24 protein-coding genes are annotated in these 23,001 nt (G+C 44.0%); 15 read left to right on the forward strand and 9 right to left on the reverse strand.

The genetic code is table 11. The features are described from left to right. Positions 1-15 precede the first annotated feature (15 nt). Entirely contained in the window at positions 16-549 is a 534-nt protein-coding gene (gene cysC / locus JHD44_RS00515) for an adenylyl-sulfate kinase (RefSeq protein WP_233401529.1), read from the reverse strand. A gap of 8 nt (positions 550-557) precedes the next feature. Further along, complete coding sequence (locus tag JHD44_RS00520) at positions 558-1,124, reverse strand: DNA-3-methyladenine glycosylase I (protein ID WP_199460030.1); 567 nt, start codon at positions 1,122-1,124, stop codon at positions 558-560. A gap of 59 nt (positions 1,125-1,183) precedes the next feature. Here JHD44_RS00520 and JHD44_RS00525 point away from each other — a divergent pair, with 59 nt between their 5' ends. From JHD44_RS00525 to JHD44_RS00560, 8 genes are all read left to right on the forward strand, one after another. Further along, complete coding sequence (locus JHD44_RS00525; protein ID WP_199460032.1) at positions 1,184-1,981, forward strand: energy-coupling factor ABC transporter permease; 798 nt, start codon at positions 1,184-1,186, stop codon at positions 1,979-1,981. Next, positions 1,978-2,607, forward strand: coding sequence for an NUDIX domain-containing protein (locus JHD44_RS00530; protein ID WP_133562416.1), 630 nt, complete (start codon positions 1,978-1,980; stop codon positions 2,605-2,607). The genes JHD44_RS00525 and JHD44_RS00530 overlap by 4 nt, the downstream gene beginning before the upstream one ends. 69 nt (positions 2,608-2,676) lie before the next feature. Then, positions 2,677-3,600 (forward strand): acetyltransferase, encoded by a 924-nt coding sequence (locus JHD44_RS00535; protein WP_267905801.1) that lies wholly within the window; start codon positions 2,677-2,679, stop codon positions 3,598-3,600. 26 nt (positions 3,601-3,626) lie between these two features. Beyond that, the gene (locus tag JHD44_RS00540) at positions 3,627-4,079 is read left to right on the forward strand and encodes a DUF1249 domain-containing protein (protein ID WP_199460036.1); all 453 of its coding nucleotides are present in this window, start codon (positions 3,627-3,629) and stop codon (positions 4,077-4,079) included. Between the two features lie 42 nt (positions 4,080-4,121). Next, the gene (locus JHD44_RS00545) at positions 4,122-4,712 is read left to right on the forward strand and encodes a YqiA/YcfP family alpha/beta fold hydrolase (protein ID WP_199460038.1); all 591 of its coding nucleotides are present in this window, start codon (positions 4,122-4,124) and stop codon (positions 4,710-4,712) included. A gap of 101 nt (positions 4,713-4,813) precedes the next feature. Continuing rightward, the gene (parE, locus tag JHD44_RS00550) at positions 4,814-6,712 is read left to right on the forward strand and encodes a DNA topoisomerase IV subunit B (RefSeq protein WP_199460040.1); all 1,899 of its coding nucleotides are present in this window, start codon (positions 4,814-4,816) and stop codon (positions 6,710-6,712) included. A gap of 156 nt (positions 6,713-6,868) precedes the next feature. Continuing rightward, complete coding sequence (locus JHD44_RS00555; RefSeq protein ID WP_199460042.1) at positions 6,869-7,549, forward strand: OmpA family protein; 681 nt, start codon at positions 6,869-6,871, stop codon at positions 7,547-7,549. 118 nt (positions 7,550-7,667) lie between these two features. Continuing rightward, positions 7,668-8,276 (forward strand): UPF0149 family protein, encoded by a 609-nt coding sequence (locus tag JHD44_RS00560; protein WP_199460044.1) that lies wholly within the window; start codon positions 7,668-7,670, stop codon positions 8,274-8,276. Between the two features lie 52 nt (positions 8,277-8,328). Here JHD44_RS00560 and JHD44_RS00565 read toward each other — a convergent pair whose 3' ends face one another. Further along, a complete protein-coding gene (locus JHD44_RS00565; protein WP_199460046.1) occupies positions 8,329-9,525 on the reverse strand; it encodes an aromatic amino acid transaminase in 1,197 nt (398 codons plus the stop codon). A 140-nt stretch (positions 9,526-9,665) separates the two neighbouring features. On the opposite strand from JHD44_RS00565, the gene JHD44_RS00570 reads away from it, so the two are divergent. The 3 genes from JHD44_RS00570 to JHD44_RS00580 all read left to right on the forward strand — a co-directional run bounded on the left by JHD44_RS00570 (position 9,666) and on the right by JHD44_RS00580 (position 14,073). After that, positions 9,666-10,865 carry a methyltransferase gene (locus JHD44_RS00570; protein ID WP_233401531.1) on the forward strand — a complete coding sequence of 400 codons (1,200 nt, stop codon included), beginning with the start codon at positions 9,666-9,668 and terminating at the stop codon, positions 10,863-10,865. Positions 10,866-11,178: 313 nt separating this feature from the next. Then, positions 11,179-11,376, forward strand: a complete 198-nt coding sequence (gene trbK / locus JHD44_RS00575; protein WP_199460048.1) for an entry exclusion lipoprotein TrbK — start codon at positions 11,179-11,181, stop codon at positions 11,374-11,376. 318 nt (positions 11,377-11,694) lie between these two features. Beyond that, on the forward strand, positions 11,695-14,073 hold the full coding sequence (locus JHD44_RS00580) for an EAL domain-containing protein (RefSeq protein WP_199460050.1): 2,379 nt from the start codon (positions 11,695-11,697) through the stop codon (positions 14,071-14,073). A 24-nt stretch (positions 14,074-14,097) separates the two neighbouring features. Here JHD44_RS00580 and JHD44_RS00585 read toward each other — a convergent pair whose 3' ends face one another. After that, entirely contained in the window at positions 14,098-14,796 is a 699-nt protein-coding gene (locus JHD44_RS00585) for a pirin family protein (protein WP_233401533.1), read from the reverse strand. Between the two features lie 123 nt (positions 14,797-14,919). Here JHD44_RS00585 and JHD44_RS00590 point away from each other — a divergent pair, with 123 nt between their 5' ends. After that, complete coding sequence (locus JHD44_RS00590; protein ID WP_199460052.1) at positions 14,920-15,846, forward strand: AEC family transporter; 927 nt, start codon at positions 14,920-14,922, stop codon at positions 15,844-15,846. Between the two features lie 91 nt (positions 15,847-15,937). On the opposite strand, the gene JHD44_RS00595 is transcribed toward JHD44_RS00590, so the two are convergent. The 5 genes from JHD44_RS00595 to JHD44_RS00615 are packed head-to-tail and all read right to left on the reverse strand — an operon-like array spanning position 15,938 to position 20,125. Next, positions 15,938-16,984, reverse strand: coding sequence for a Gfo/Idh/MocA family protein (locus JHD44_RS00595; protein ID WP_199460053.1), 1,047 nt, complete (start codon positions 16,982-16,984; stop codon positions 15,938-15,940). A gap of 41 nt (positions 16,985-17,025) precedes the next feature. Then, positions 17,026-17,688 (reverse strand): YceH family protein, encoded by a 663-nt coding sequence (locus JHD44_RS00600; RefSeq protein ID WP_199460055.1) that lies wholly within the window; start codon positions 17,686-17,688, stop codon positions 17,026-17,028. 9 nt (positions 17,689-17,697) lie between these two features. After that, positions 17,698-18,495 carry a sterol desaturase family protein gene (locus JHD44_RS00605; RefSeq protein WP_199460057.1) on the reverse strand — a complete coding sequence of 266 codons (798 nt, stop codon included), beginning with the start codon at positions 18,493-18,495 and terminating at the stop codon, positions 17,698-17,700. Between the two features lie 46 nt (positions 18,496-18,541). Next, positions 18,542-18,931 carry a hypothetical protein gene (locus JHD44_RS00610; RefSeq protein WP_199460059.1) on the reverse strand — a complete coding sequence of 130 codons (390 nt, stop codon included), beginning with the start codon at positions 18,929-18,931 and terminating at the stop codon, positions 18,542-18,544. 48 nt (positions 18,932-18,979) lie between these two features. After that, entirely contained in the window at positions 18,980-20,125 is a 1,146-nt protein-coding gene (locus tag JHD44_RS00615) for a MalY/PatB family protein (protein ID WP_199460061.1), read from the reverse strand. Positions 20,126-20,453: 328 nt separating this feature from the next. On the opposite strand from JHD44_RS00615, the gene betI reads away from it, so the two are divergent. The 3 genes from betI (at position 20,454) to choW (ending at position 23,000) form a co-directional block, all read left to right on the forward strand. Continuing rightward, positions 20,454-21,035, forward strand: a complete 582-nt coding sequence (gene betI / locus JHD44_RS00620) for a transcriptional regulator BetI (protein WP_199460063.1) — start codon at positions 20,454-20,456, stop codon at positions 21,033-21,035. A gap of 139 nt (positions 21,036-21,174) precedes the next feature. Continuing rightward, entirely contained in the window at positions 21,175-22,074 is a 900-nt protein-coding gene (locus tag JHD44_RS00625) for a choline ABC transporter substrate-binding protein (protein WP_199460450.1), read from the forward strand. Between the two features lie 80 nt (positions 22,075-22,154). Further along, positions 22,155-23,000 carry a choline ABC transporter permease subunit gene (choW, locus tag JHD44_RS00630; protein ID WP_199460065.1) on the forward strand — a complete coding sequence of 282 codons (846 nt, stop codon included), beginning with the start codon at positions 22,155-22,157 and terminating at the stop codon, positions 22,998-23,000. Position 23,001 lies beyond the last annotated feature (1 nt).

Raw genomic sequence — 23,001 nt, forward strand, 5'->3', positions numbered from 1 at the left:
GCTTAGATATTGCTTTTATAGCTTTATTTCTAAGACATAGTCCAGAATGTAGTTAATTGCTGCGTCAATTGAGCAGTTAGATGTATTTATTTCTAACTCAGGGTTATTGGGCTTTTCATAAGGTGAGTCGATGCCTGTAAAAAATGGAATCAGGCCGCTTCTAGCTTTTGCATACAGACCCTTGGGGTCACGCTCTTCACACTTACCAAGAGGTGTGCTGACGTAAACTTCATGAAACTTGCCGTTAGGGCATGTTTCTCGAACAATCTGCCGATCAGAGCAAAATGGCGAAATAAAAGTACATAAGACAATATAGCCTTCATCCATAAACAATTTGGCTACTTTGCCAGCACGACGAATGTTTTCTTTGCGATCTTGATCACTGAACTTTAAATCATTACAGAGGCCGGTTCTTAAAACATCGCCATCCAGCAAGTAAACCTTGTAACCAAGTTCTTTTAATTTGGTTGATAAGGCGGTTGCAAGCGTGGTTTTACCTGAGCCGCTTAAACCTGTGAACCAAAAAATTGAGCCAGTGTTTTGTTCCATTCGTTGTCCTATTTGGAATCTTCTTTCACCACACATCCAACCAGATGATCGTCTACCATGCCCGTTGCTTGCATAAAGGCATAGCAAATGGTCGGGCCGAAAAACTTAAAGCCACGTTTTTTCATATCTTTTGAAATCGTCTCCGCTAGTGGTGTCACGGCAGGGACATCGGCCAAAGTTTTGGGATTATTGGTCATCACTTTATCGTCACTGAATGCCCAGTAGTAATTTGCAAACGAACCAAACTCTTCTGCGATGCGTAAAAAACATTGTGCATTGCTAATCGTTGCGGCGATTTTTCCTCGGTGGCGAACAATACTGGGATCTTGTGACAGCCTATCTATGTCATCGGCCGTCATGTTCGCAACTTTAGTGGGGTCGAATTGATGGAAAGCATTGCGATAGCCTTCTCGTTTTCGCAATATCGTGATCCAGCTTAATCCCGCCTGTGCGCTTTCCAGTACAATGAACTCAAATAAGGTCTGGTCATCGGTGACCGGTTTGCCCCACTCGTTGTCGTGGTAAGCGATGTATTCTGGGGAGCTTAAACACCAGTCGCAACGCAGTTCTGCCATGATTTTATTCACCTTTTTTCGTTAGATGAGACTCTATTACCAAATGAGAGGGAGTGCAAATGAACTTCGCCCAAGGGCTTTTTTACTCAGGGTTTGAGTGGTTTGGCTGGATAATTACTTTACTAAGTCTTGTGATGGGGGTGCTGGCGGCTCCTTGGCGTAGCATATTGGGTGATTCATCTCTACAAAATCGCTTTTTAGGCTGTGCGGTAGCGTTGGCTTTTCTTTGGCAGATGAGCGTGAACTTAAACATTGGTGTCGTGATTCATTTTATGGGTATGACGACGCTAACGCTGTTTTTTGGTTGGCCTTTGGCGTTGCTAGCGGGCTTCATCGCACAGCTGGTCGATCTCTTTTTGCATTGGCAGCAATGGCCGTCTTTTGGCCTCAACTATCTCTACAATGTGTTAGTCCCCGTTGTTGTGTCATGGTGGCTACACGTCAGAATAGAGCAATTAAAACCCAGTAACCCATTTGTATTTATCTTGGGAACAGGATTCTTTGGCTGCGTGTTAAGCACCACCGTTACTCTTGTGTTGGCAGTGCTGAGTCTTTCTTTCTTCAGTGAAATGGAACTGAAACTTAATATTGATGAATACTTGGGCTATCTGCCCATATTTGTTTTTCCAGAGGCTGTTGTGAATGGTATGTTTATCTCCGCAACGACAATTTTACACCCTCAAGTGGTGGTGGCCTTTAACGAAGAGCGTTATTTCAAGCGTGTAGATCGCGAAATGATTCTCGACGAACACATTGAACCTTCTCTCGATCTAGATCAAACAGAAGCACCAGAGGAAGACGACGATAGCCGTTATCGCCCACCAAAAGAGTGGTATAACAAGGACAAAGACCCGTGAAATTTAAGCCGACTTATCAGCAATCCGATGTAGAAGTAAAAAAAGACGAAGTGGTCTATGACGGCTTTTTTAAAATGCACAAACGTGAGCTCCGCCATCGTAAGTTTAATGGCGAGTGGTCCGAGTACATGACGCGTGAAATGATGGTTCGCTCTGATGCCATTTGTGTTCTGCTGTTTGACCCTAATCTTGATAAATTGTTACTCATTGAGCAGTTTCGTCCTTGCTTGCCAGAACATGAGTCCCCATGGCTGCTTGAAGTGGTCGCAGGTATGGTCGAAGAGGGCGAGTCAGATGAGGAAGTGGCTCGTCGTGAAGCTTTAGAAGAAGCGGGTGTTGAGATCAAGCGTTTAGAGTATATGTTCCGCTTTGTGCCATCTCCTGGTGGATTGGTAGAGCATTTGCGTATGTACGCCGGCGAAATTGATGCTTCGACAGTCGACTTGAGTGCAACACAAGGATTGGACGAAGAAAATGAAGACATTAAGCTGCATTTGTTTGACGTCGAAGATGTGATGCCATTACTCGAGCAAGAAATCGTCAATGCCAGTGCCATTATGGCGTTGCAATGGTTTGCACTGAATGCATACAAACTGAAACAGAAATGGTTAAACAGTGACGACTAATGTTGTTGACTGAGTAGCCATAGAGTGGAAACAAGATACGTGTTAACGAAGCTATTACCTTGGCCATTTATGCGGCCGTTGATCGGCATAATGTCTTTTATTTTCATCTGTGTGAACATACTTGTTTGCGGCGTAGCGATACACAGTATCGCTTTCATAGCGCTTGTTTGTAAGCGCTCGGATCAGTGGCGTCGAGCACACATGGATCGTTGCTATCAAGCTTGGTGCCAAGGCTGCGGTTACTGGTTTCACTACGTATTAGGCATTCATTGGCGTTTTGATGAGGGAATGAAGGTTCAGCTTGATCAGAACCATCTAGTCGTGGCCAATCATCAATCTTGGGTCGATGCGTTTATTGTGTTGTTACAAGTACAGGGGCGCATCCCCATGCCACGGATCTTTATGAAAGACACACTCGTTTGGCTTCCATTGGTGGGCACTGCTACGAAGCTGATGGGGTTTCCGCAAGTAAAGCGCTATAGCAAAGCAAAATTAGCCGCCAATCCGGCTCTGGCTGAGCGGGATCGAATCATTACCCGAAAAGCCTGTGCAGACCTAATGCAAACACCGAGCAGTGTGATGACGTTTGCGGAAGGTACTCGTTTTAGCTCAATCAAGCATGCACAGCAAGGCTCACCGTATCAATACTTGCTAAAGCCAAAAGCCGGTGGGTTGTGGATGGTATTGCAAGCAATGCCTAAGCGTTTTGATCGAATTACAGATTTAAATATTATTTACTCAGGTGAAGTCCCCACATTTTGGGATTTGCTTTGTGGGAGAGTAAATGGGGCTTATGTCAAAGTGCGTCATATAGAGTTACCAAAGGCCTACCAGTGTATGGATTCTAAAACCGATAAAGCGGCGTTCTTCGATTGGCTTAATGGTTATTGGCAGGACAAAGACCACAATATAGTGACGGATCAACAGCAGTGTTCTAAGCTTGAATTTCAGCAAAATGGACCAATTAAGAAGGGAAATAGTCTACAAAATTAGAGAACCGTAAAAATGAGAGAAACATCATGGCCCATCCTTACATTCCCAATCTAGTAGAGTTGCAAGTGCTCGGTGAGTTGAACTATCGCCGACTTGGGAAGCTTGTGCGTGGCTATGAAGAAGACGACTCTTGGCACTTTACGATTCATACTATGGGGCAACAAAGTCGCTTATCTCTGGAGTTGATGGAAGAGAGCCGCTTTACTGCCCAGGTAAAGTTAACATTTGCTCCTGAAATTAGCGTTAAATTGCCTTTCAGCAGTGAATTGACCATGACCGTACGTCTGTATCATGACGTAGGGATTGCTGAGATTACAGATGGACACCGCCATTACCAAGGGGCTTACCCTTATCCAAATGATGATATGCATCATCGGGATGAGAAGTTTCGCCTCAATCAACAGTTATCCGATCTGCTTGAACTGTGTTTAAAGCATGGCCACCGTCTGTACGACCTGCCCGATTTTCAATTCGCATAACCTATTTACCCGCACTAAAGATTGATTCAAATAACGATGACGATGCCACAGCTTATTTATGTTCACGGCTTCAATAGCTCCGAACTGTCGTACAAATCTCAGCAAGTATTAGAACGTCTACATACGCTTGGTTTTGATGGACAGTTCGCTTGCCCTAGGCTTCCATGGCAGCCATCCAAAGCCATTCAGTGTTTAGAAACGATGATTGAAAGCTATCGAGCTGGTGGTCGAGAAGTCGTGCTTGTTGGCAGTTCTCTAGGTGGTTTTTACGCGGCTTATTTAAGTGCAAAGTATGAATTGAAAGCGGTACTCGTTAATCCCGCGGTGCAAGCCCCTACGTTGCTTCAAGACTATCTTGGCAAGCAAGTGAATCCTTATACACAAGAAGAATATGTACTGACGATAGAGCACATTAACGAGTTAGAGGCGTTAGCTAATCCAAAATGTCAGCCCAACAATCTATGGTTGATGCTGCAAGAAGGAGATGAAGTGCTTGATTACCGCGCAGCATTGCAATGCTATCCAAGTGTGGCACGACGGATTTGTGAACCAAACGGTGATCACAGCTTTGTCGGCTTTGAGCGCTATCTTGATGAACTGCTTAGGTTCGCGGGATTTTCGTTGAATAATTAACCTATTGTTTTGAAGGCATTTGCCTCTGCCAATAGCCCGTTATAGACTCTCCACAATATTGCTTGATTTGGCGAACCTTCGCCCCGAACCTTGGAAATACCATGTCTGCAAAAGAATATAATGCTGGATCCATTGAAGTTCTCAGCGGGCTAGAGCCTGTACAGAAACGCCCTGGGATGTATACGGAAACGACACGTCCTAACCACCTTGCACAAGAAGTGATCGATAACTCAGTCGATGAGGCCTTAGCCGGTCATGCTGACCGCATCGTTGTCACATTACACAAAGACAATTCCCTAAGTGTGGAAGATAACGGTCGCGGAATGCCCGTTGATATACACCCAGAAGAAGGGGTGTCAGGTGTTGAGTTAATCCTGACTAAGCTGCATGCAGGCGGTAAATTTTCTGGTGATAACTACCAGTTTTCAGGTGGTTTGCATGGGGTAGGTGTCAGCGTCGTCAACGCACTGTCGACCTCTTTAGAGGTGTGGGTGAAACGTGGTGGCGTGCAATATCACATTGGCTTTGCTGACGGTCACAAGGTATCTGAGCTGAGTGAAGTTGGGACGGTCGGTAAGAAAAACACGGGTACGACGGTTAAATTCAAAGCCGATCCTAAATACTTCGACAGCGGTAAATTCTCGCTAACGCGCTTAAAGCACTTATTAAAAGCCAAAGCGGTATTGTGTTCAGGCTTACATGTGGTGTTTGTTGACCAAAGTGGATCCGCTGAAGAGCGTGAAGAATGGTTCTACGAAGATGGTTTGAAAGACTATTTACTTAAAGCAAACGAAGGCTTTGAGCTGTTGCCTGATGAGCCGTTTATTGGTGGTGTGACTGAGATTACCCAAGGGGTAGATTGGGCTGTGCAGTGGTTACCAGAAGGTGGCGAGTTGATCACTGAAAGCTACGTCAACCTTATTCCAACTGCGCAAGGCGGTACCCACGTTAACGGTCTTCGTACAGGCTTGCTAGAGGGGATTCGCGAATTTTGTGACTTCCATAGCTTATTACCACGCGGTGTAAAGTTGACCGCTGAAGACGTTTGGGACCGTTGTAGCTACGTGCTGTCGGCGAAGCTGCAAGAGCCGCAGTTTTCTGGACAAACCAAAGAGCGTTTATCGTCTCGTCAAATTGTTGCGTTCATCTCCGCGACGGTAAAAGATGCGTTCAGTCTATGGCTTAACAAGCACGTTGAAGACGGTAAGAAAATTGCCGAACTGATTATTAGCAGCGCTCAAAAACGCTTGCGCGCGAGTAAAAAAGTGGTGCGTAAAAAAGTCACCCAAGGTCCAGCACTGCCTGGTAAGTTGGCGGATTGTGCGGGACAAGATGGTCGTACCAGTGAGCTATTCTTGGTGGAAGGGGACTCGGCTGGAGGCTCTGCTAAACAAGCTCGGGACAAAGACTTCCAAGCCATCATGCCACTGCGAGGTAAGATTCTAAACTCTTGGGAAGTGGACTCTACTCAAGTGCTGGGCTCCCAAGAGATTCATGATATCTCTGTCGCACTGGGCGTCGACCCAGCTGATGATGACTTATCTGGCTTGCGCTATGGCAAAGTCTGTATCTTGGCCGACGCAGATTCTGATGGTCTGCACATCGCGACATTGTTGTGTGCCCTATTTGTACGTCACTTCCCAGCGTTAGTGAGAGAAGGTCATGTATTTGTGGCCATGCCACCACTTTACCGTATTGATATGGGTAAAGAAGTTCACTATGCCTTAGACGATGAAGAAAAAGACATTATCCTGCATAAGCTTGAAGCGGAAAACAAACGTGGTACGCCAAACGTACAACGCTTTAAGGGCTTGGGTGAAATGAACCCTGCTCAATTGCGTGAAACCACCATGGCACCTGATACTCGCCGTCTCATTCAACTGACGATGGAAGACCCATTATCGACTGGTGAGGTATTAGATAAATTGCTGTCTAAAAAGCGTGCTAATGATCGTAAAACTTGGCTAGAAACATACGGAAACCTTGCTGTGGTTGACTGATCCTTGTAAGGAGTTTTCATGCCTATTCGTAAAGGTTTTACGAAGTTTTAATAAGAATAGGTAAAGAGTGCTTCACTGACAGTGTGGTGATTTTGTTTTAAACCTATACTGTGACAACCTAAAGCGACTGAAATTGATAATAAGGTGAATTGAAGGATGTTTAGACTCAAAAGTGTTGCTGCAGTCGCAGCCTTGGCCGTATTACTAAGTGGGTGTCAGTCAATGCAACGTCAAAATGCAACGACTGGAGAAACTGAAACGAGTTCAACCTCTAAAGGGGCCATTGTTGGTGCTGTCTCTGGGATTCTAATTGGCTTAGGAACTGGCGATAATGCCAAAGAACGACGTAACCGAGCACTGGCAGGAGCTATTGCAGGTGGTGCTGTAGGGGCTGGTGTTGGCAACTACTTCGATCGACAAGAAGCCGCATTACGTGAAGAGCTACAAAGCTCAGGTGTTCAGGTTCGCCGTGTTGGTCAAGATCAACTTGTGCTGGTGATGGAGAATGGCATTGGCTTTGCGTCAGATTCCTACATGCTGGATTCCTCTATTTACAATACATTAAATGGCGTAGCGAGAGTGCTTGTCGAATACCCTGATACTGTGTTGATGATTACAGGCCATACGGATAGCACAGGTAGTGAGTCTTACAACCAAACACTTTCCTTAAAGCGAGCTGAGTCTGTGCGTAGCTATCTAGCCGGACAAAGAGTGGCTGCAAACCGTTTATCTACAATGGGTATGGGGGAGTCTTCTCCTATATGCGATAACACAACCAGCCAAGGTCGCACTTGTAACCGTCGGGTTGAAATCAGCATTTACCCAAAAGCAAATTGATCTCTCTTTGTTCCGCGTTTACTCATTCAGTGAGTCAGCGTGGAACAATCCTCCCAGCGAAATCCAACAAAACCGTTTACACTTAACTTCTACTTCCAGTAAATAACAGAGATGTACCATGCAAGACGATGCTTTGCCGATTGAGGCTATGTACGAACGCCTTGATTACTACCTACATAACTATGGCGGGGAGCGCGCTATAATGAGTGTTTCCGAACTTGATGGTTTTGTCACGGCCATCGGTTGTAGTAAAGATTTGCTCGCGCCAAATGATTGGTTCCCAGCAATCTGGGGCACGACCGAGGATCAGCCTGTATGGGGAGACAAAGAGGAAGAAGACGAGTTTTACGGCTTAGTGATGTTACTCCATTTGGAAGCAGTAGATGGTTTAATCAATGGAAATCTAAATCCTGTTTATCTTGAACATGATGATCAAGCAGGTCATGTGACGGTCATTGTTGAAGACTGGTGTGTTGGGTTTATGCGTGGAGCGAGGTTGACTGGTCTAAATCAAGCAGGCGATCGAGAGTTTCGTGATGATGTGCTAGCCAGCGTACGACTTTTTGGCACGCCTGCCGGCTGGAAGAAACTGGAAGCAATGAGCGATGCGGAGTTAACGTTTTGGCAAGAAAGCTTAGAGTCTTCAGTCGTTCGTTTGGCTCAGTTTAATCACCCAGAAATTCAAACCAATTCGGCTACAGAAGGCTCATCACCGACTTTGCATTAACCAAAAAAAGGGGCTTCTAATGAGCCCCTTTGTCTATATGTTGTGCGCTTTATTAGCCAACCACCTTTGCAATGGACTCGCATAGGTAATCAATGTTGCTATCGCTGACACCTGCTACGCTCATGCGGCCAGTGTCTGCAATGTAGATGGAGTAATCAGAACGCAATGTGCGCACTTGCTCTAGTGTTAGGCCAGAGTAAGAGAACATACCGCGCTGTTTCTCGATAAAGCTGAAATCTTTGCTCACACCAGAAGCTGCTAGTTTTTCAACTAACTTGCTACGCAGGCCATTAATACGATCACGCATTTGCGTTACTTCTCGTTGCCACATAGCGTACAACTCAGGATTATTCATGATCGTGTAGACCACGGTTGCACCATGTGCTGGTGGCATAGAGTAGTTCGCTCGAATAGCTTGACCGATGATCGAGAAAGCACTTTTCGCTTCTTCTGCCGTCTCTGCAATGACGCTTAAACCACCACAACGGTCACGGTAGATACCGAAGTTTTTCGAGAAGGAATTAGCAATCAACATGCTTGATACGCGTTCGGCCATGTAGCGTAGACCCGCCATATCTTCTTCAAGACCGTCACCAAAACCTTGATAGGCCGCATCCACTAGAGGTAGTACGTTTCGCTCGTTAACCAACGCTGTTAGTGCATGCCAATGTTCTATTTTTAGATCGACGCCAGTTGGGTTGTGGCAGCAAGCGTGAAGAAGTAGAACGTCGCCTTCTTTAAGCTCTGCTTGCAAGAAGCTCATCATGTCGTCAAAGCGAACATCGTTGGTTGCTGGATCGTAGTAAGGGTATTCAATCACCTCAACGCCTGCAGAGTTGAAAATAGAGGTGTGGTTCCCCCAAGTTGGGTCGCTGACAAACAGACGTGCGCCTTTTAGGTTGGCACTGATAAAGTCCGCTGCTACTTTAAGAGCTCCTGTACCGCCAGGTGTTTGTGTCGATTGAATACGACCTTGTTTAATGACATCACTGTCAGAGCCAAGCAATAAGTTCTGAATTAATGGCGCAAACTCTGCTGCACCGTACACTCCCAAATACGCCTTGGTTGCTTCATTTTCAACCATGATTGCTTCCGCTTTTTTAACGGACTCCAAAATTGGCGTGCGACCTAAATCGTCTTTATAAACCCCTACACCTAAATCAATTTTCTTTGGATTAGGATCTTGTTGATGGGCAACGATCAGGGCTAACAAAGGATCGCCAGGAACGGCTTTCAAGTGTTTAAACATAGTGGGAGTTTTCCTTACGGGTTTGGGTTCAGTTCACGTATTGAGTGACCAAAAGATTCTCTTATTCTGCCCGTTTGACGCTAAAATACAATTCAATCAAACGTGAATAATGACGAACTTTTAATAAACTGTACAAAAAATTGAACACTATAAAATACTTGCTCTCCGAAGAGGGTTATCAAGGCCTATTTAAGCAATTGGATACATGGCTTTTTGAGCATAAGCGTCTGTGGGATGTGCAAGCTTTCCACTCATTTGAGTTGCCTTGGATTGAAACAGATCCAAAGCTGTGTCAGTGGCTGTCTTGCCATGAGAGTATTCCTAATCCTGATCAAGTAGAAGCTGCCTTAATGCGGTTTTTACCTGCTTTTACACCTATGCAATGGAGTTGGGAGGAGGTGTCACAGCCAGACGTCCTTGTTGAACCTTCTAGCCATTTTAAAGCGGGTATAAAGGGGCGCAAATGGTCTCAAATCGAAGCATTTAGCCGGTCGATTCATCCTACATCCGAAGTCGTAGAGTGGTGCGCAGGGAAAGGGCACCTCGGTAAGCTGATTGCATTTCAACATCACTGTGCTGTGCACAGCTTGGAGTGGCAAGCCAGTCTGTGTGAAGCGGGACAAGCAGAAGCAAGCAAGCGACAAATATCCCAACGATTCAGCCATAGCGATGTTTTGAAAGGTGAGGGCAAATCTGCACTGTGTCATGCTAACAGTGCGGTGGCGTTGCATGCCTGTGGGGATTTGCATACCACTTTGATCGAGCAGGCTATTGAGGCCCAAGTTCAGTATTTGGCCATTTCTCCCTGTTGTTACCACTTAACTAAGTCTTCAAACTATCGTCCTCTTTCACAAGCAGCTCAAGCTGCCTGTACACATCTTTCTCAAGACAACTTAAAGCTGGCTGTTAAAGAGGTGGTGACGGCGGGTACACGTGAGCAGCGTTTAAAAGAGGTAGAGCTGGTATACCGTTTGGGGTTTGATGCATTGCAGCGACATGTTTTACAGCAGGATTGCTATTTACCTGTGCCATCTTGTGGCAAAGCTTTATTAAGCGGCGGTTTTGCTGCATTTGTCGATTGGGCCTCACAACAAAAAGGCATCTCTTGTAAGCTGTCCAGTGAAGCTTTACTAGAATTTGAGGACATTGGGCGTCAACGAGTGAAGCATGTTCAGAAAGTAGAGAGTGTAATGCAGTACTTTCGTCGCTCACTTGAGCTCTGGTTGGTATTAGATCGAGCGTTAAGGTTAGAAGAGGCAGGCTATCTAACCATGATAGAAATTTTTTGCGATAGATCATTAACTCCTAGAAACTTTCTGATTAGTGCCAGAAAAACGTAAAAAGTCGGTAAGTGATCTCGTTAAGTGATTGTTTTTATATCATTAATTTTTATACTTGTTTGGTCTTGAATGCGCTTGGGAAGACGGTTCCTAGGAACGGCTTCGTAGAGTGATGCTTGTGGAACTTGATCGCTCGCAAGGCTGTGTTGCTTTACGCAAGAAGTAAGCAAAAAAAATGAATGAAATTCGTTATCATTTATTGATTTTGGCTTATAAAGAGTAGATGATAAAACTTAGTTGATGAAATCAATATTTCAATGAGCCGTCATTGTTACAGACGAGTTAGATTGAAAACACGTAAGGAGAAGTTCATATGAAGAAATATGTGTACATGGCAGGTGTGATCGCCGTTGCTTTAGTGGTAATTATTTCTCCTAATTCTGATGGTGTTTTTGAAGCCAATGTCGAAAACTGTAAGTCGGAAAATCTAAGGCAAATCGGCGACGAGCATGTTATGTGGCAGCTTTCCAGTGAGTGCCAAAAAGAAGGTCTATACAAGTTAAATAGCTAGTGCATGATATGTTGATATAAACTATTACGGCAAAGGCAAATGCTCATATTTAAATGAACTTTTTCTAAGCGAAGTTGGAACATTCGAATAGGCATTAACAGCTTTCCTATGTTTTGCTTCCTACCTCGTCAATTATTTCAATATGTAACCGAATATAGTTAATGTATCAATTTGTATTCTGAAACCAATTGTTACACTCAGACCTAGAGGTTCTACTGAAATCTCGCTAACCTTTTTAAACTCTTTGCTTTCTCATCACGCAATGGATGCATATTTAACTACGAAGCTTTGCTTTCATTGAATGTTCGGAGTATTCAAGTGCTAAAAACTGGGTTGGCCTTATTACTTCTATGTATGTTTTCTGCTGTATTTGCAGCGGAAGATAAGGTTCGCTTGCAGCTTGCAAGACCACACAGTTTTGAGTTTGCTGGTTATTATGCTGCGCAACAGCTTGGCTATTACAAAGATTTAGGGCTTGAAGTAGAGTTACTTCCTGGAACTGCATCGACAAATGTGTACAGTGAAGTGGCTACTGGAAAAGCGGATTACGGTGTCGGTGACAGCTCTGTTTTGATTGAGCGGAGCCGAGGTCGTCCATTTAAAATCATTGCTGTTATTTTACAGCATTCCCCTGTGCTTTTTTTGGCTCAAGATCCGATTTTTACTCTGCAAGACTGGCTAGGAAAAAGAGTCATGCTCGATGGCTCCTCTGATGAGCTTATTTTGTATTTACAGCAAGAAGGTGTAGACCTTTTAGATCTTACTTTCAAACGGCACTCTTATGATCCAATGGATTTAGTGAATGATACAGTTGATATCATGAGTGCCAACAGTTTAGTTGAGCCCTATATATTATCTCGATTGAATTTCCCCTATCGGGTTTTTAGACCTCGTACTGTTGGAATAGATTTTTCTGGAGATAATTTATTTACCACAGAAAACGAAATAAATTCCAATAATGACCGTGTTCAAGCTTTTAGAGAAGCAAGTCTGAAAGGCTGGGACTACGCAATGAAGCACCCTAATATTGTCATTCAATGGTTAATATCTAATTACGATTCTGATCATGATCGCGAATATCTGGCCTACCAAGCCCAAGAAATGTTTGTCTTAATGCAGCCTCTGTTGATTGAAATAGGTTACATAAACGTATCACGATGGCAGAAAATGAAACAAACTTATCAAAAACTAGGCAAACTAGATCAATCATTTGATTTGGATGCAGCACTATTCCTATCAAATAAATCTCGAAACTGGCGCAATATCATGATATTTGGAGGGCTTGCTCTAGGTATCATTTTATTTTTAGGTGGGGTTGTCTGGTATATCACCCGAATGAATAAGCGCTTAGATAGAGCTTTGAAAGAAAGTCAAGTCGCTCGCAATCAAGTCACAGTACAAGCAAACCAAGACCCTCTAACAGAATTGCGAAATCGTCGCTTTTTCCAAGACAGACTAGAGACTTTGGCAAAGTCCGCAGAGACAAAGAGGCAGCCTTTTGCATTACTTTACCTTGATTTAGATCGTTTTAAGAGTGTGAACGATCTATACGGGCACCATTGGGGTGATCATTTAATTAAAGAGGTCTCAAAAAGATTATTAAGCTGCCTACCGAGCGACGCTGAATTGGCCCGGATTGGCGGTGATGAGTTTACTGTGCTGATATCCAACAATATTAGCCGTTCAAAACTACAAGAAATTGCTCAAACGATATTGAGAGAAGTTGAGAAAGCTTATTTACTGAATCAAAACGAAGTGAACATTTCTGTCAGTATAGGAATCACACTAGCTCCTCTTGATAGCATAGATCCCTCTGCTCTCATGCAGTATGCCGATGAGGCAATGTATGAAGCAAAATCAAAAGGTCGAAATCGCTGGTGTTTTTTTAGTTTTGATTTACACCAGAAATCGGTAGCGCGACAAAATTTAACGAATGACTTACGCCAAGCTCTACTGAATAAAGAGTTTTTTTTACAGTATCAGCCAATCGTGGATCTTAAAACGAATAGGCTGGTAAAGTTTGAAGCGCTCATTCGCTGGCAGCATCCTACACGGGGCTTAGTTCCTCCTGATGCCTTTATTCCTGTTGCTGAGGAGTCTGGTCTTATATCAGATATTGGCGATTTTGTGTTTAAGCAGTCACTACTACAGCTTGCCAAGTGGCGGTCTCAATTCTCTGTGGATCTGATGATGAGCATTAACATTTCACCGTATCAGTTGGCCGCTCCAGATTTACATATGGTGGGGTGGTTTGATTTTCTGCATAAGCAGGACCTTCCAAGGGGAAGTGTGAGCTTGGAGATAACAGAAAACATATTAATGCATCACACAGAAATCGTCTCGGAGCAGTTACTAGCTTTTCGAGATCATGGTATCAACGTTGCGCTGGATGACTTTGGTACGGGTTATTCTGCATTGTCTTATTTGAACCGCTTGGACATTGATTACATTAAAATTGATCGATCTTTTGTTAAAGACTTAGCGGATGGGGCAATGGAAAAGGACCTATGTGAAGCGATTATATCAATGGCGCATAAGCTCAACCTTAAAGTTATCGCTGAAGGTATTGAAACGACTGAACAAGCCAATATATTACAGTCGTTTGGTTGCGATCTAGGGCAAGGATACTTATTTGCTAAGCCCTTGTCCGTAGAAGACGCGGAAGCTTTATTAGCGTCACAAAGTATTAATCAGTAAAGCGGCCTTCTAACGCTTTCTAATTCAGTTTAAGTCGAACAGCAGAGCTTTCACTGACTCAGACCGTTTGGCAAATGTCAGTATTTCCAATTGCTCGATCTTGGCTCCGTCACCTTGCCCAAGCTCGATATCATTGTTCAGAGTTAACTGGCCTTCGACAATGTGAACATAATAGCGACGGTCCTTTTTGATAGACCATTTAGCACTATCTTGTTGCTTTAATATTAGCTGTGTCAGGGACATGTCCTGTTTTATTTGCAAGGTGCCATCGCGACCATCTGGTGTAATGATGGAAGTAAAGCCTTCTGATTCACCAAAGCTTTTCTGCTGATAACAAGGCGAACCACCAACGCTGTTTGGTTGAATCCAAATTTGTAGAAACTTCAACGTATCAGTTCTTGATGCATTGAACTCACTGTGGAATATGCCTTTACCAGCAGACATTAGCTGATATTCTCCAGCAGGCAGTTCGCGTATATTACCAGCACTGTCTTTGTGCGCAATCGTGCCTTGAGTCACCAAGCTGATGATCTCCATATCTTTATGTCCATGGGTTTCAAACCCCATGCTTGGGGATACCGTATCATCATTAATAACGCGTAACGAAGAAAATCCCATGTGTTGGGGATCATAATAATGACCAAATGAAAAAGTGTGGTGGCTGTCTAGCCAACCAAAATTTGCATGGCCTCGTTCTTCTGCAGGTCGTATAGTAATCATCATAAACTCCTCATTGAGACTCGTATTGAGTGTATGAGATGAGTTTATATATCGAAAAAGTAAATTAAAAACACAATATTTAGCAGTTTTTAATCAGTTTATCTGATCTATATAAAGGGAATTCCCATGTCATTGTTCATTGCCATTCTCCCAGTGTTTCTACTGTTGATTATGGGAGCTTTGTTACAGCGTTGGCGTTTTCCTTTTGAAGGGTTTTGGCAGGGCGTGGATAAACTGGTGTATTGGTGCCTGTTTCCGGCGTTACTGTTTTCCAAAACCAGCGTCATTGATTTCACCAATCCTATGTTAGGGCGCTATGGCATAGTATTAATCAGTGCATTGTTGATCACGGCTATTTTTACCTTCATTGCTGCGCGATTAATTCATGTGCCCGCCCCAACAACAACATCGATGCTACAAGGTGCTGTGCGTTTTAATAGCTTTATCACGCTAGCGTTGGCGGATCGTTTGTATGGTATCGAAGGGCTTGTATTCGCCGCGTTGGGCGTTGCCGTATTAATTCCATCAGTGAATATTTTTTTGGTGGTAACTATGGTGACGATGCATGGTAAGAAACAACAATCGTTGTTCCGTCTAATTGTTAAAGAGTTATTGAGAAACCCTTTAATTTTAGCGATTGCTTTAGGATTAGGGTTAAATGCAGTCAATTTAACGCCTATACCAATTGTTTCTGATATGACGCAAATGCTTGCTCAGGCAACACTGCCTTTAGTGCTGTTGGCGGTTGGCGCTGGGGTCAAGCTCACCACTATTCGCTCTGTTGGCGCTTCGTTTTGGTGGTCTGCAATGGGACGGTTTGTAGTGTTTCCATGTGCGGTATTACTGGTCTGTTTGCTGCTTAATATACAAGGGTTAGCCGTGTATATTGCATTATTGTTTGGGGTGGTACCCACAGCAACGTCTGCCTATGCATTAGCGAAGCAATTGGGGGGCGATGCCGATAATATGGCGGCATTCATCACCTTACAAACGGCGATATCACTCGTGACGGTACCATTTAGTATTGCATTGGCGCAGTCCTGGTTCGGATAGGGGAATTAGGGATAGTTGTTAAATTAGCCAATGATTCGTTTCGGGGATTCATTGGCTAATTTAGTGTATTCAGTCCGATTGGCTGAAAAAGTTAGTGCTTATGATGGCCATGCTCATGATGGTGATGCTCGATATCACAGTCGTGTCCGCAGGGCTCAGGTTCTCCGGGGTAGTAGACGCCGATATCTTGGCGCACCTCATCCATCGTTGCTAACAAATTAAGCGTATCTTCCCAGCTGTGATTTGGGCTTTGCAGTAGACCTTCTTGTAAGCAGCGATTCACTTCTTCAACTTCGAATTGATAGCCAAGTCCTGGGAAGTCGAATTCAATGGCATGCTCTGCTCCGCCATTTTTAACCAAGGTCAAGGTCTTGGTTTGATACCACTCTTGTCCAAATTCAATATAACCGTCACTGCCAGACAGGATGGCTCTATTAGGTTGTTGTGAAATAATGGAGGCTTCTAGGCTAGCTAGCTGACCACTTTCCCAGCCTAAGAGTAGTTGCTCGAATACATCCACATCGGTATCTCCCACTACAGCCTGATTCTGAATAAAATCCGGTTTGCCAAAAAACTGTTGCGCTAAAAAGATCGGGTAGATCCCCACATCGAGCAGGGCTCCGCCACCGAGTTCCTTATTAAATAAGCGACCTTCTGATTGATTTGTCGCGTTAAAGCAGAAACTTGCTTGCACGCTTTGTAAAAGGCCAATTTCACCTTCTTCGACCCATTCGATCGCTTGCTCCAATGCAGGATTGAAGCGTGTCCACATGGCTTCCATAACGAAAACTTCTTGTTTTGCAGCAAGCTCGAATAGCTCCTGAGCTTGTGTTTCGTTGAGCGTAAACGGTTTTTCACACAGCACGTGTTTACCGGCTTTAATGCAAGCTTTGGTTAGCTCAAAGTGCAGACTATGGGGGACCGCAACATAAATAACATCCACTTCATGACTGTTTATCAATGAGTAGTAGTCAACCATAGACAATTCAATGTCATAGCGCTCTGCAAAAGCATCAGCCGCTTCTTTACTGCGTGAGGCCACGGCGCGTAAAGTGCCTGTTTTGGCGTGCGTAAAATCTTCTGCAAAAGCTTGTGCGATGGTACCTGTACCAATGATTCCCCAGCGTACTTCATTCATGGGAGTCTCCTAAGTGGAAGAAGGTGAGTGTTATGTCGCTATTATAGTTCAGGCTGGCCTTCTAGGGCAGCTAGTCGCTGTGTTAAGTCCGCAACGGTTTGCTCCAAGTCGGCAATTCTTGACTCGAGTGAGAGGGCGCTGCTGTGGTTTACTTGGACATTAATAGAGGCTTCTTCGCTTTCTAAGTTGCTCTCTGTACAAAACAATTCTTGATAGCGTGTCTCACGTTTACCTGGCTCTCTTGGTAATTGCTCCACATACGGTCCACCTGTTTTTTGCTTTAGGGATTCTAGGTCTTGTTCTACTTCACCGATGCTTGCAAAAGCGTGTAAACGACCGCTCCGAGATCTTAGTTCACCAGGGGTTTGTGGTCCCCTTAGCAGCAGCATACAAACGATGGCGGTTTCGCCAGAGTTAAACTGCAAATCAGAAAACTCCGTGTTACAAAAACGGTGTTGGTATTTTGGTACACGACTTCCAGAGTAGAACTCCTCTGTTACGAGACTGCGAGCAACCAGCTGATCTAAGGTATCCTGTACATCGATTTCGCTGTAATTCACCACGGGATCGCGGCTCGACTTTTGATTGCAAGCATTGGTCAGTGCATTGACGCTTAATGGATAGTGATCCGGTGTTACGATAGATTTTTCGATCAGGCAGCCTATTACTCGTGCTTCCATGGCTGTTAATGTGTAATACGACATCTATTTCTCCTATTTCGAGTGCCTTTTACGTTTGAGGGGAAATTTAAAAGGCATGTTGAGCAGTTCTTGAAAATGTTCAGGGGCATAGTGCTGTGTTTGCGGCATGCCAATGTTGATTTGATTATCACCTAATTGCGCTTGTTTTCGATAACTTGCAAATAATCGATCCCAAACGCTTAAGCAAAAGCCAAAGTTGCTATTGGCTTCATAGGTTAAACGGGAGTGATGAATGCGGTGCATAGCTGGCGTGACGATTATATAGCGCAGTGCGGAATCAATTCGCGAAGGAAGACGAACATTGGTGTGATTAAACATGGCCATGCCATTTAGCAAAATATCAAAGACTAAAATAGCCGCTGCAGAGATCCCAAATAACCAAACCACCACTGCTTTGATTAGCAGTGAAACCAGTATTTCGAGCGGATGAAAGCGTACTGCGGAGGTGGTGTCTAATTCCGGATCACTGTGATGAACACGATGCAGCCTCCAGAACCATGGGATGGTGTGAAATAATCGATGCTGCCAGTAAATAAGCAGATCTAATAAAATTAGCGATATGACCAAAGCCAATATGGGGGGTAACACGGCAAGCGGTGCAAAGGGGGCGGCGGGTAGTAAGGCGACGCAGACCAAGATAATCGGTTGTGTGATGCGAACGACTAAGGCATCAATTAAGAGTAAGCCAATATTATGGCGCCATCTAAGACGCCATGAGTGAAGTGATTGTCGCGGCAAAAAGTGCTGCCAACTAAGTAGCACGACAACAAACAACAAGAATAATAGTAGACGCAGCTGGTAGTCGATCATGCCGATCCATTTTTGCGAAAGATGACGCTAGTCTACACTACTTTTATCAGTGTAGTGCTTGATCTAGCTGATGTTTTCTTACCATATCGACTTTCAATAAGGCTAAAAGTTCCACCAATACATTTAGATTTACTAGATCAAGGCTATCAATCAGTATGCAATGATCGCCCAAATGGACATTTTTTAAGCGCTCGTAGAAACTTGAAACGTCCAAATCACTAGCATGATATAAACTCAAGTTTTGCTTGTGTGGAACCAATGCAAAAGCCCAGTCTTCTAAGAGATAAAATACGTTCACCCCTTTTTCTGGGATGATCTGAGCAGTGGGGGCGATGGCAAAGATAAGTTCTTTTAAGGTAGCGATATCGGTTGTGACATCTTGATCTGGACTTGGGCTTAGCCCTTTCAAGGCTACTTCTTTTAAAGTCGTCAACATAAACACCTCTGAAATTATTACATGGCGTATGTTGACGACTTGTATAGGCTACGACATAGATTCCAAAGCAATCAAAATACGATTCATGGCTTGTTCTAATTGCGTACGTGAACAACCAAAGTTTAGGCGAATAAATCCAGCTGCGCCAAATCCTTCACCATCAGAAATACCGACTCCCGCTTTGACAAAGAAGTCGTGGGGATTTTCAAGATGATATTCTCGAACATCCAGCCATGCGAGATAGGTTGCTTGATGTTCCGCCATTCTAATCTTCGTGTTTGCAATGCGCTCCTTAATGAAGCAAAGGTTTCCACGTAGGTAGTCTAAAAGCGACTCGTGCCACGCTTGGCCATCACGGTATGCTGCTTCCGCTGCAACGAGAGCTAGTAAGTTTGGCGCTGGGATCAGTGCTTCTCTTGCTTGATTAAAGCGTTGACGTAATTTTGTGTTAGCTATCACGGCAAAGGCATAACCTAAACCAGCGATATTAAAGGTTTTTGAGGGTGCCATGAGTGTAATAGTTCGCTGAGATGCATCGTCATTTAAACTAGCGAAAGGGATGTGTTGGGCGCTGGTAAGGATTAAATCACAGTGAATCTCATCGGAAATGACAAGCAAATCGTATCTTTGGGCAATGTCGTGAATAGCTAATAGTTCTTCTTTACTGTAAACCGTTGCACCAGGATTGTGCGGGTTGCAGAGCAGAATCATTTTTGCATCGGCTTTTTTACATGAGTATTCAAAACTTTTGAGATCTACTGACCATCTATTTCCTTTGAGCACAAAAGGAATTCTGTCTAACTTTCGATCAGACATCTCAGGTGCTTTGGTAAGATGATAATACACGGGGCTGGGAACAATGATTCGATCTTGAGCTTCACTAAGAGCCCTTACTGCCAAATGCAGGGCACATACCAAACCTGGCAAATGGACAAAATGTGCAGCAGATGGCATCCAATCATAACGAGCTTGGCAATGGCCTTGAATCGAATTCACTAATGACTTCGATGCGTAGGTGTAACCAAATACACCTTCTTCGACGCGTTGAGTCAAAGCATCTTTAATACACTGCGGTGAGTCAAAATCCATATCTGCCACCCACATGGGGATGACATCACCGGAGTATTTTCCCCACTTATCGCTGTTTTGATGACTTCTATCGATGATTTTATCGAAATCTGATGCCTGACTCATATAAACTCCTAAGGAGGCAGATCAATACACTAAAACAGAGCAATATTGATACTGCCATACATTGTGAAATTGATGACACAAAAAATATTCAATATGACGCTTTTGGATAAATTGTGTGTTTTATGTGCAAATTTGATGTTACCCCTGATTGGGATCAAGGAAAAATTTCAAAATTAATTTTTCCACTGTAACGCTTTAGTCATCAAGCCTTCATCGTAATCTAACAGTTAGACGACAACTATTTAGAGCTATTAAGGGTTGACCACCCTATGACATTCTGTCTACTATAGTTTTTATTAAATGGTTGTTTAATTAAAAAGGAATCCAAATGCCGAAAGTTGGAATGCCGGAAATTAGAAAGCCGCAACTTATTGATGCAACCATTTCAGCGATAGATGAACTCGGTTTTCAAGGGGCTACAGTCAGCGTAATCAGCAAACGAGCGGGCGTATCGCCAGCCATCATTAACCATTATTTTGGTGGTAAGGATGGTTTGCTAGAGGAAACAATGCGTAGCCTCATAAGAGAATTTTTTGAAGTGTTACACGAAGAGCTAAAAAAATCGCGATCCGGTGACACCTTTGAACGAGCGATGGCGATTGTCAAAGCGAGTATCAGCCAATCTCAGACACGGCCTCAAGTAGTAAAGGCATGGATGGGATTTTGGGCGACAGCTATGCATAAACCATCGTTATTTAGATTACAGAACGTTTATTCACGCCGATTACAGAGCTGCCTGGTAGTGGTTTTTCGTGAACGCTTTGACAAAGAGCGTGCACGAGAAATTGCTTACACGGTTGCTGCGATGATTGATGGTATGTGGCTTCGAGGCTCTCTGGCCGGAGGCATAGACAATCAACATGCGGCTGATCGTATTAACGAATATATTTCGTTGGTATTAGCGCAGTGATAGTCAATAGAGCCTAGTGCAGGCTCTCAATCTTGGTGTGATTAACGGTTAATTTTTTGAGATGAGTTAATGCTAACTCTGACCATTATATCCACAGGAGAAATAGATCATGTTGAAATTGAAACACGCTACACTTGCTATGTGCATTGCAGGGGCTTCTTCGTTTGCCTCCGCTGATTGTTCGACGGTTCGCTTTTCAGATGTAGGTTGGACGGATATCACTGCAACAACCGCTATTACTTCAACTGTATTAGAAGGTCTGGGCTACAGTACGAAGACTCAATTGCTTTCTGTTCCAGTAACATATACTTCGTTAGCAAACAACGATATTGATGTGTTCCTAGGTAACTGGATGCCGACGATGGAAGCGGATATTGCGCCTTACCTAAAAGCTGGCACAGTTGAAGATCTTGGCCCTAATCTGACGGGGGCTAAATACACGTTAGCGGTTAGCCAAGCAGCCTTTGATGGCGGCGTAAAGAGCTTCGCTGATATTGCTAAATACGCTCGTGAGTTCAACGGTCGTATTTACGGTATTGAACCTGGTAATGATGGTAACCGCCTAATTCAAGACATGATCGATCAAAATGCCTTCGGTCTGGGAGACTTCCAGCTGGTTGAGTCAAGCGAAGCGGGCATGTTGTCACAGGTAAGCCGTAATGCACGTCGCGATAAGTGGATTGTTTTCCTAGGTTGGGAGCCACATCCAATGAACGCAAACTTTGACATGGCTTATCTAGAAGGCGGTGACGACTTCTTTGGCCCCAATTACGGGGGTGCTAACGTCCACACAAACGTTCGTAAAGGCTACATCCAAGAGTGTCCAAATGTTGGTAAGTTGCTGACGAATCTTACTTTCTCTCTAGAAATGGAGAACGAAGTAATGGGGGCGATTTTGGATGAGGGTGAGAAGCCGGAAGTGGCAGCGCAAAAGTGGTTGAAAGACAACCCAGCAGTACTCACAAAATGGCTTGATGGCGTGAAATCATCTTCGGGTGCCGAAGGTTTAAGCGCTGTAAAAGGCTCTTTGGGTCTGTAATCAATTGTCATGATAATTGAACTAAGACACGCTGCTTTGCAGCGTGTCTCTGACGATATGAGTTGTTTGGAGACCTGGATATGAATTGGCTAACAGAGCATAAAATTCCACTTGGCGACACCATGGAAACCTTTGTAAATTGGTTGATTGACGTTGCTTCTTTCTTTTTTGATTTTATTTCTATCACACTTGAGACCCTGATTTTTGCCATGGTGGATGGCTTAGAATGGCTGAATCCATTCGTAGTCGTAGCGATTGTGTTAGCCTTTGTTTGGTGGTTACACCGTAGTATCGGCATGATGATATTTGTGGCGGCAGCCTTCCTATTGATTATGAACCTTGGTTACTGGCAAGAAACGATTCAAACATTAGTACTGGTAGTGACCGCGACGATGATCAGCGTTCTGATCGGTGTACCGATCGGCATTGCCGCAGCGCACCGTCCATGGTTATACACTGTGTTACGTCCGATTTTGGATTTAATGCAAACAATTCCAACGTTTGTATACCTTATTCCGACATTGATTCTTTTTGGTCTAGGCTACGTACCAGGATTGATCTCGACTATTATCTTTGCCATTGCTGCGCCGATTCGTTTGACTTATCTAGGCATTAGTAAAGTTCCAAATGAACTTCGTGAAGCAGGTTTAGCGTTTGGTTGTACGAAATCTAAACTGCTATACAAAGTTGAACTACCGGCTGCCATGCCAAGCATCATGGCGGGTGTGACGCAATGTATTATGTTGTCTCTGTCTATGGTTGTGATTGCGGCATTGGTTGGTGCAGATGGCTTGGGTAAACCGGTTGTGCGTGCATTGAATACGGTAAACATCTCTCAAGGTTTCGAAGCGGGTGTTGCCATTGTATTGGTAGCCATCATGCTAGACCGTATCTGTAAAACACCAAATTCAAAAGCGGAGGGTTAAT

Source organism: Marinomonas ostreistagni, assembly GCF_016461785.1.
In the GTDB taxonomy this organism is placed as follows: Bacteria; Pseudomonadota; Gammaproteobacteria; order Pseudomonadales; family Marinomonadaceae; genus Marinomonas; species Marinomonas ostreistagni_A.

What these genes read in the sequence shown, in the direction of transcription:
- JHD44_RS00585 (WP_233401533.1), bottom strand. Translation starts at nt 14,796, where the DNA reads ATGATGATTACTATACGACCTGCAGAAGAACGAGGCCATGCAAATTTT.
- JHD44_RS00605 (WP_199460057.1), bottom strand. Translation starts at nt 18,495, where the DNA reads ATGATCGACTACCAGCTGCGTCTACTATTATTCTTGTTGTTTGTTGTC.
- JHD44_RS00540 (WP_199460036.1), top strand. Translation starts at nt 3,627, where the DNA reads ATGGCCCATCCTTACATTCCCAATCTAGTAGAGTTGCAAGTGCTCGGT.
- choW (WP_199460065.1), top strand. Translation starts at nt 22,155, where the DNA reads ATGAATTGGCTAACAGAGCATAAAATTCCACTTGGCGACACCATGGAA.
- JHD44_RS00590 (WP_199460052.1), top strand. Translation starts at nt 14,920, where the DNA reads ATGTCATTGTTCATTGCCATTCTCCCAGTGTTTCTACTGTTGATTATG.
- JHD44_RS00600 (WP_199460055.1), bottom strand. Translation starts at nt 17,688, where the DNA reads ATGTCGTATTACACATTAACAGCCATGGAAGCACGAGTAATAGGCTGC.
- cysC (WP_233401529.1), bottom strand. Translation starts at nt 549, where the DNA reads ATGGAACAAAACACTGGCTCAATTTTTTGGTTCACAGGTTTAAGCGGC.
- parE (WP_199460040.1), top strand. Translation starts at nt 4,814, where the DNA reads ATGTCTGCAAAAGAATATAATGCTGGATCCATTGAAGTTCTCAGCGGG.
- JHD44_RS00565 (WP_199460046.1), bottom strand. Translation starts at nt 9,525, where the DNA reads ATGTTTAAACACTTGAAAGCCGTTCCTGGCGATCCTTTGTTAGCCCTG.
- JHD44_RS00560 (WP_199460044.1), top strand. Translation starts at nt 7,668, where the DNA reads ATGCAAGACGATGCTTTGCCGATTGAGGCTATGTACGAACGCCTTGAT.
- JHD44_RS00625 (WP_199460450.1), top strand. Translation starts at nt 21,175, where the DNA reads ATGTGCATTGCAGGGGCTTCTTCGTTTGCCTCCGCTGATTGTTCGACG.
- trbK (WP_199460048.1), top strand. Translation starts at nt 11,179, where the DNA reads ATGAAGAAATATGTGTACATGGCAGGTGTGATCGCCGTTGCTTTAGTG.
- betI (WP_199460063.1), top strand. Translation starts at nt 20,454, where the DNA reads ATGCCGAAAGTTGGAATGCCGGAAATTAGAAAGCCGCAACTTATTGAT.
- JHD44_RS00615 (WP_199460061.1), bottom strand. Translation starts at nt 20,125, where the DNA reads ATGAGTCAGGCATCAGATTTCGATAAAATCATCGATAGAAGTCATCAA.
- JHD44_RS00555 (WP_199460042.1), top strand. Translation starts at nt 6,869, where the DNA reads ATGTTTAGACTCAAAAGTGTTGCTGCAGTCGCAGCCTTGGCCGTATTA.
- JHD44_RS00595 (WP_199460053.1), bottom strand. Translation starts at nt 16,984, where the DNA reads ATGAATGAAGTACGCTGGGGAATCATTGGTACAGGTACCATCGCACAA.
- JHD44_RS00520 (WP_199460030.1), bottom strand. Translation starts at nt 1,124, where the DNA reads ATGGCAGAACTGCGTTGCGACTGGTGTTTAAGCTCCCCAGAATACATC.
- JHD44_RS00525 (WP_199460032.1), top strand. Translation starts at nt 1,184, where the DNA reads ATGAACTTCGCCCAAGGGCTTTTTTACTCAGGGTTTGAGTGGTTTGGC.
- JHD44_RS00545 (WP_199460038.1), top strand. Translation starts at nt 4,122, where the DNA reads ATGCCACAGCTTATTTATGTTCACGGCTTCAATAGCTCCGAACTGTCG.
- JHD44_RS00610 (WP_199460059.1), bottom strand. Translation starts at nt 18,931, where the DNA reads ATGTTGACGACTTTAAAAGAAGTAGCCTTGAAAGGGCTAAGCCCAAGT.
- JHD44_RS00535 (WP_267905801.1), top strand. Translation starts at nt 2,677, where the DNA reads ATGCGGCCGTTGATCGGCATAATGTCTTTTATTTTCATCTGTGTGAAC.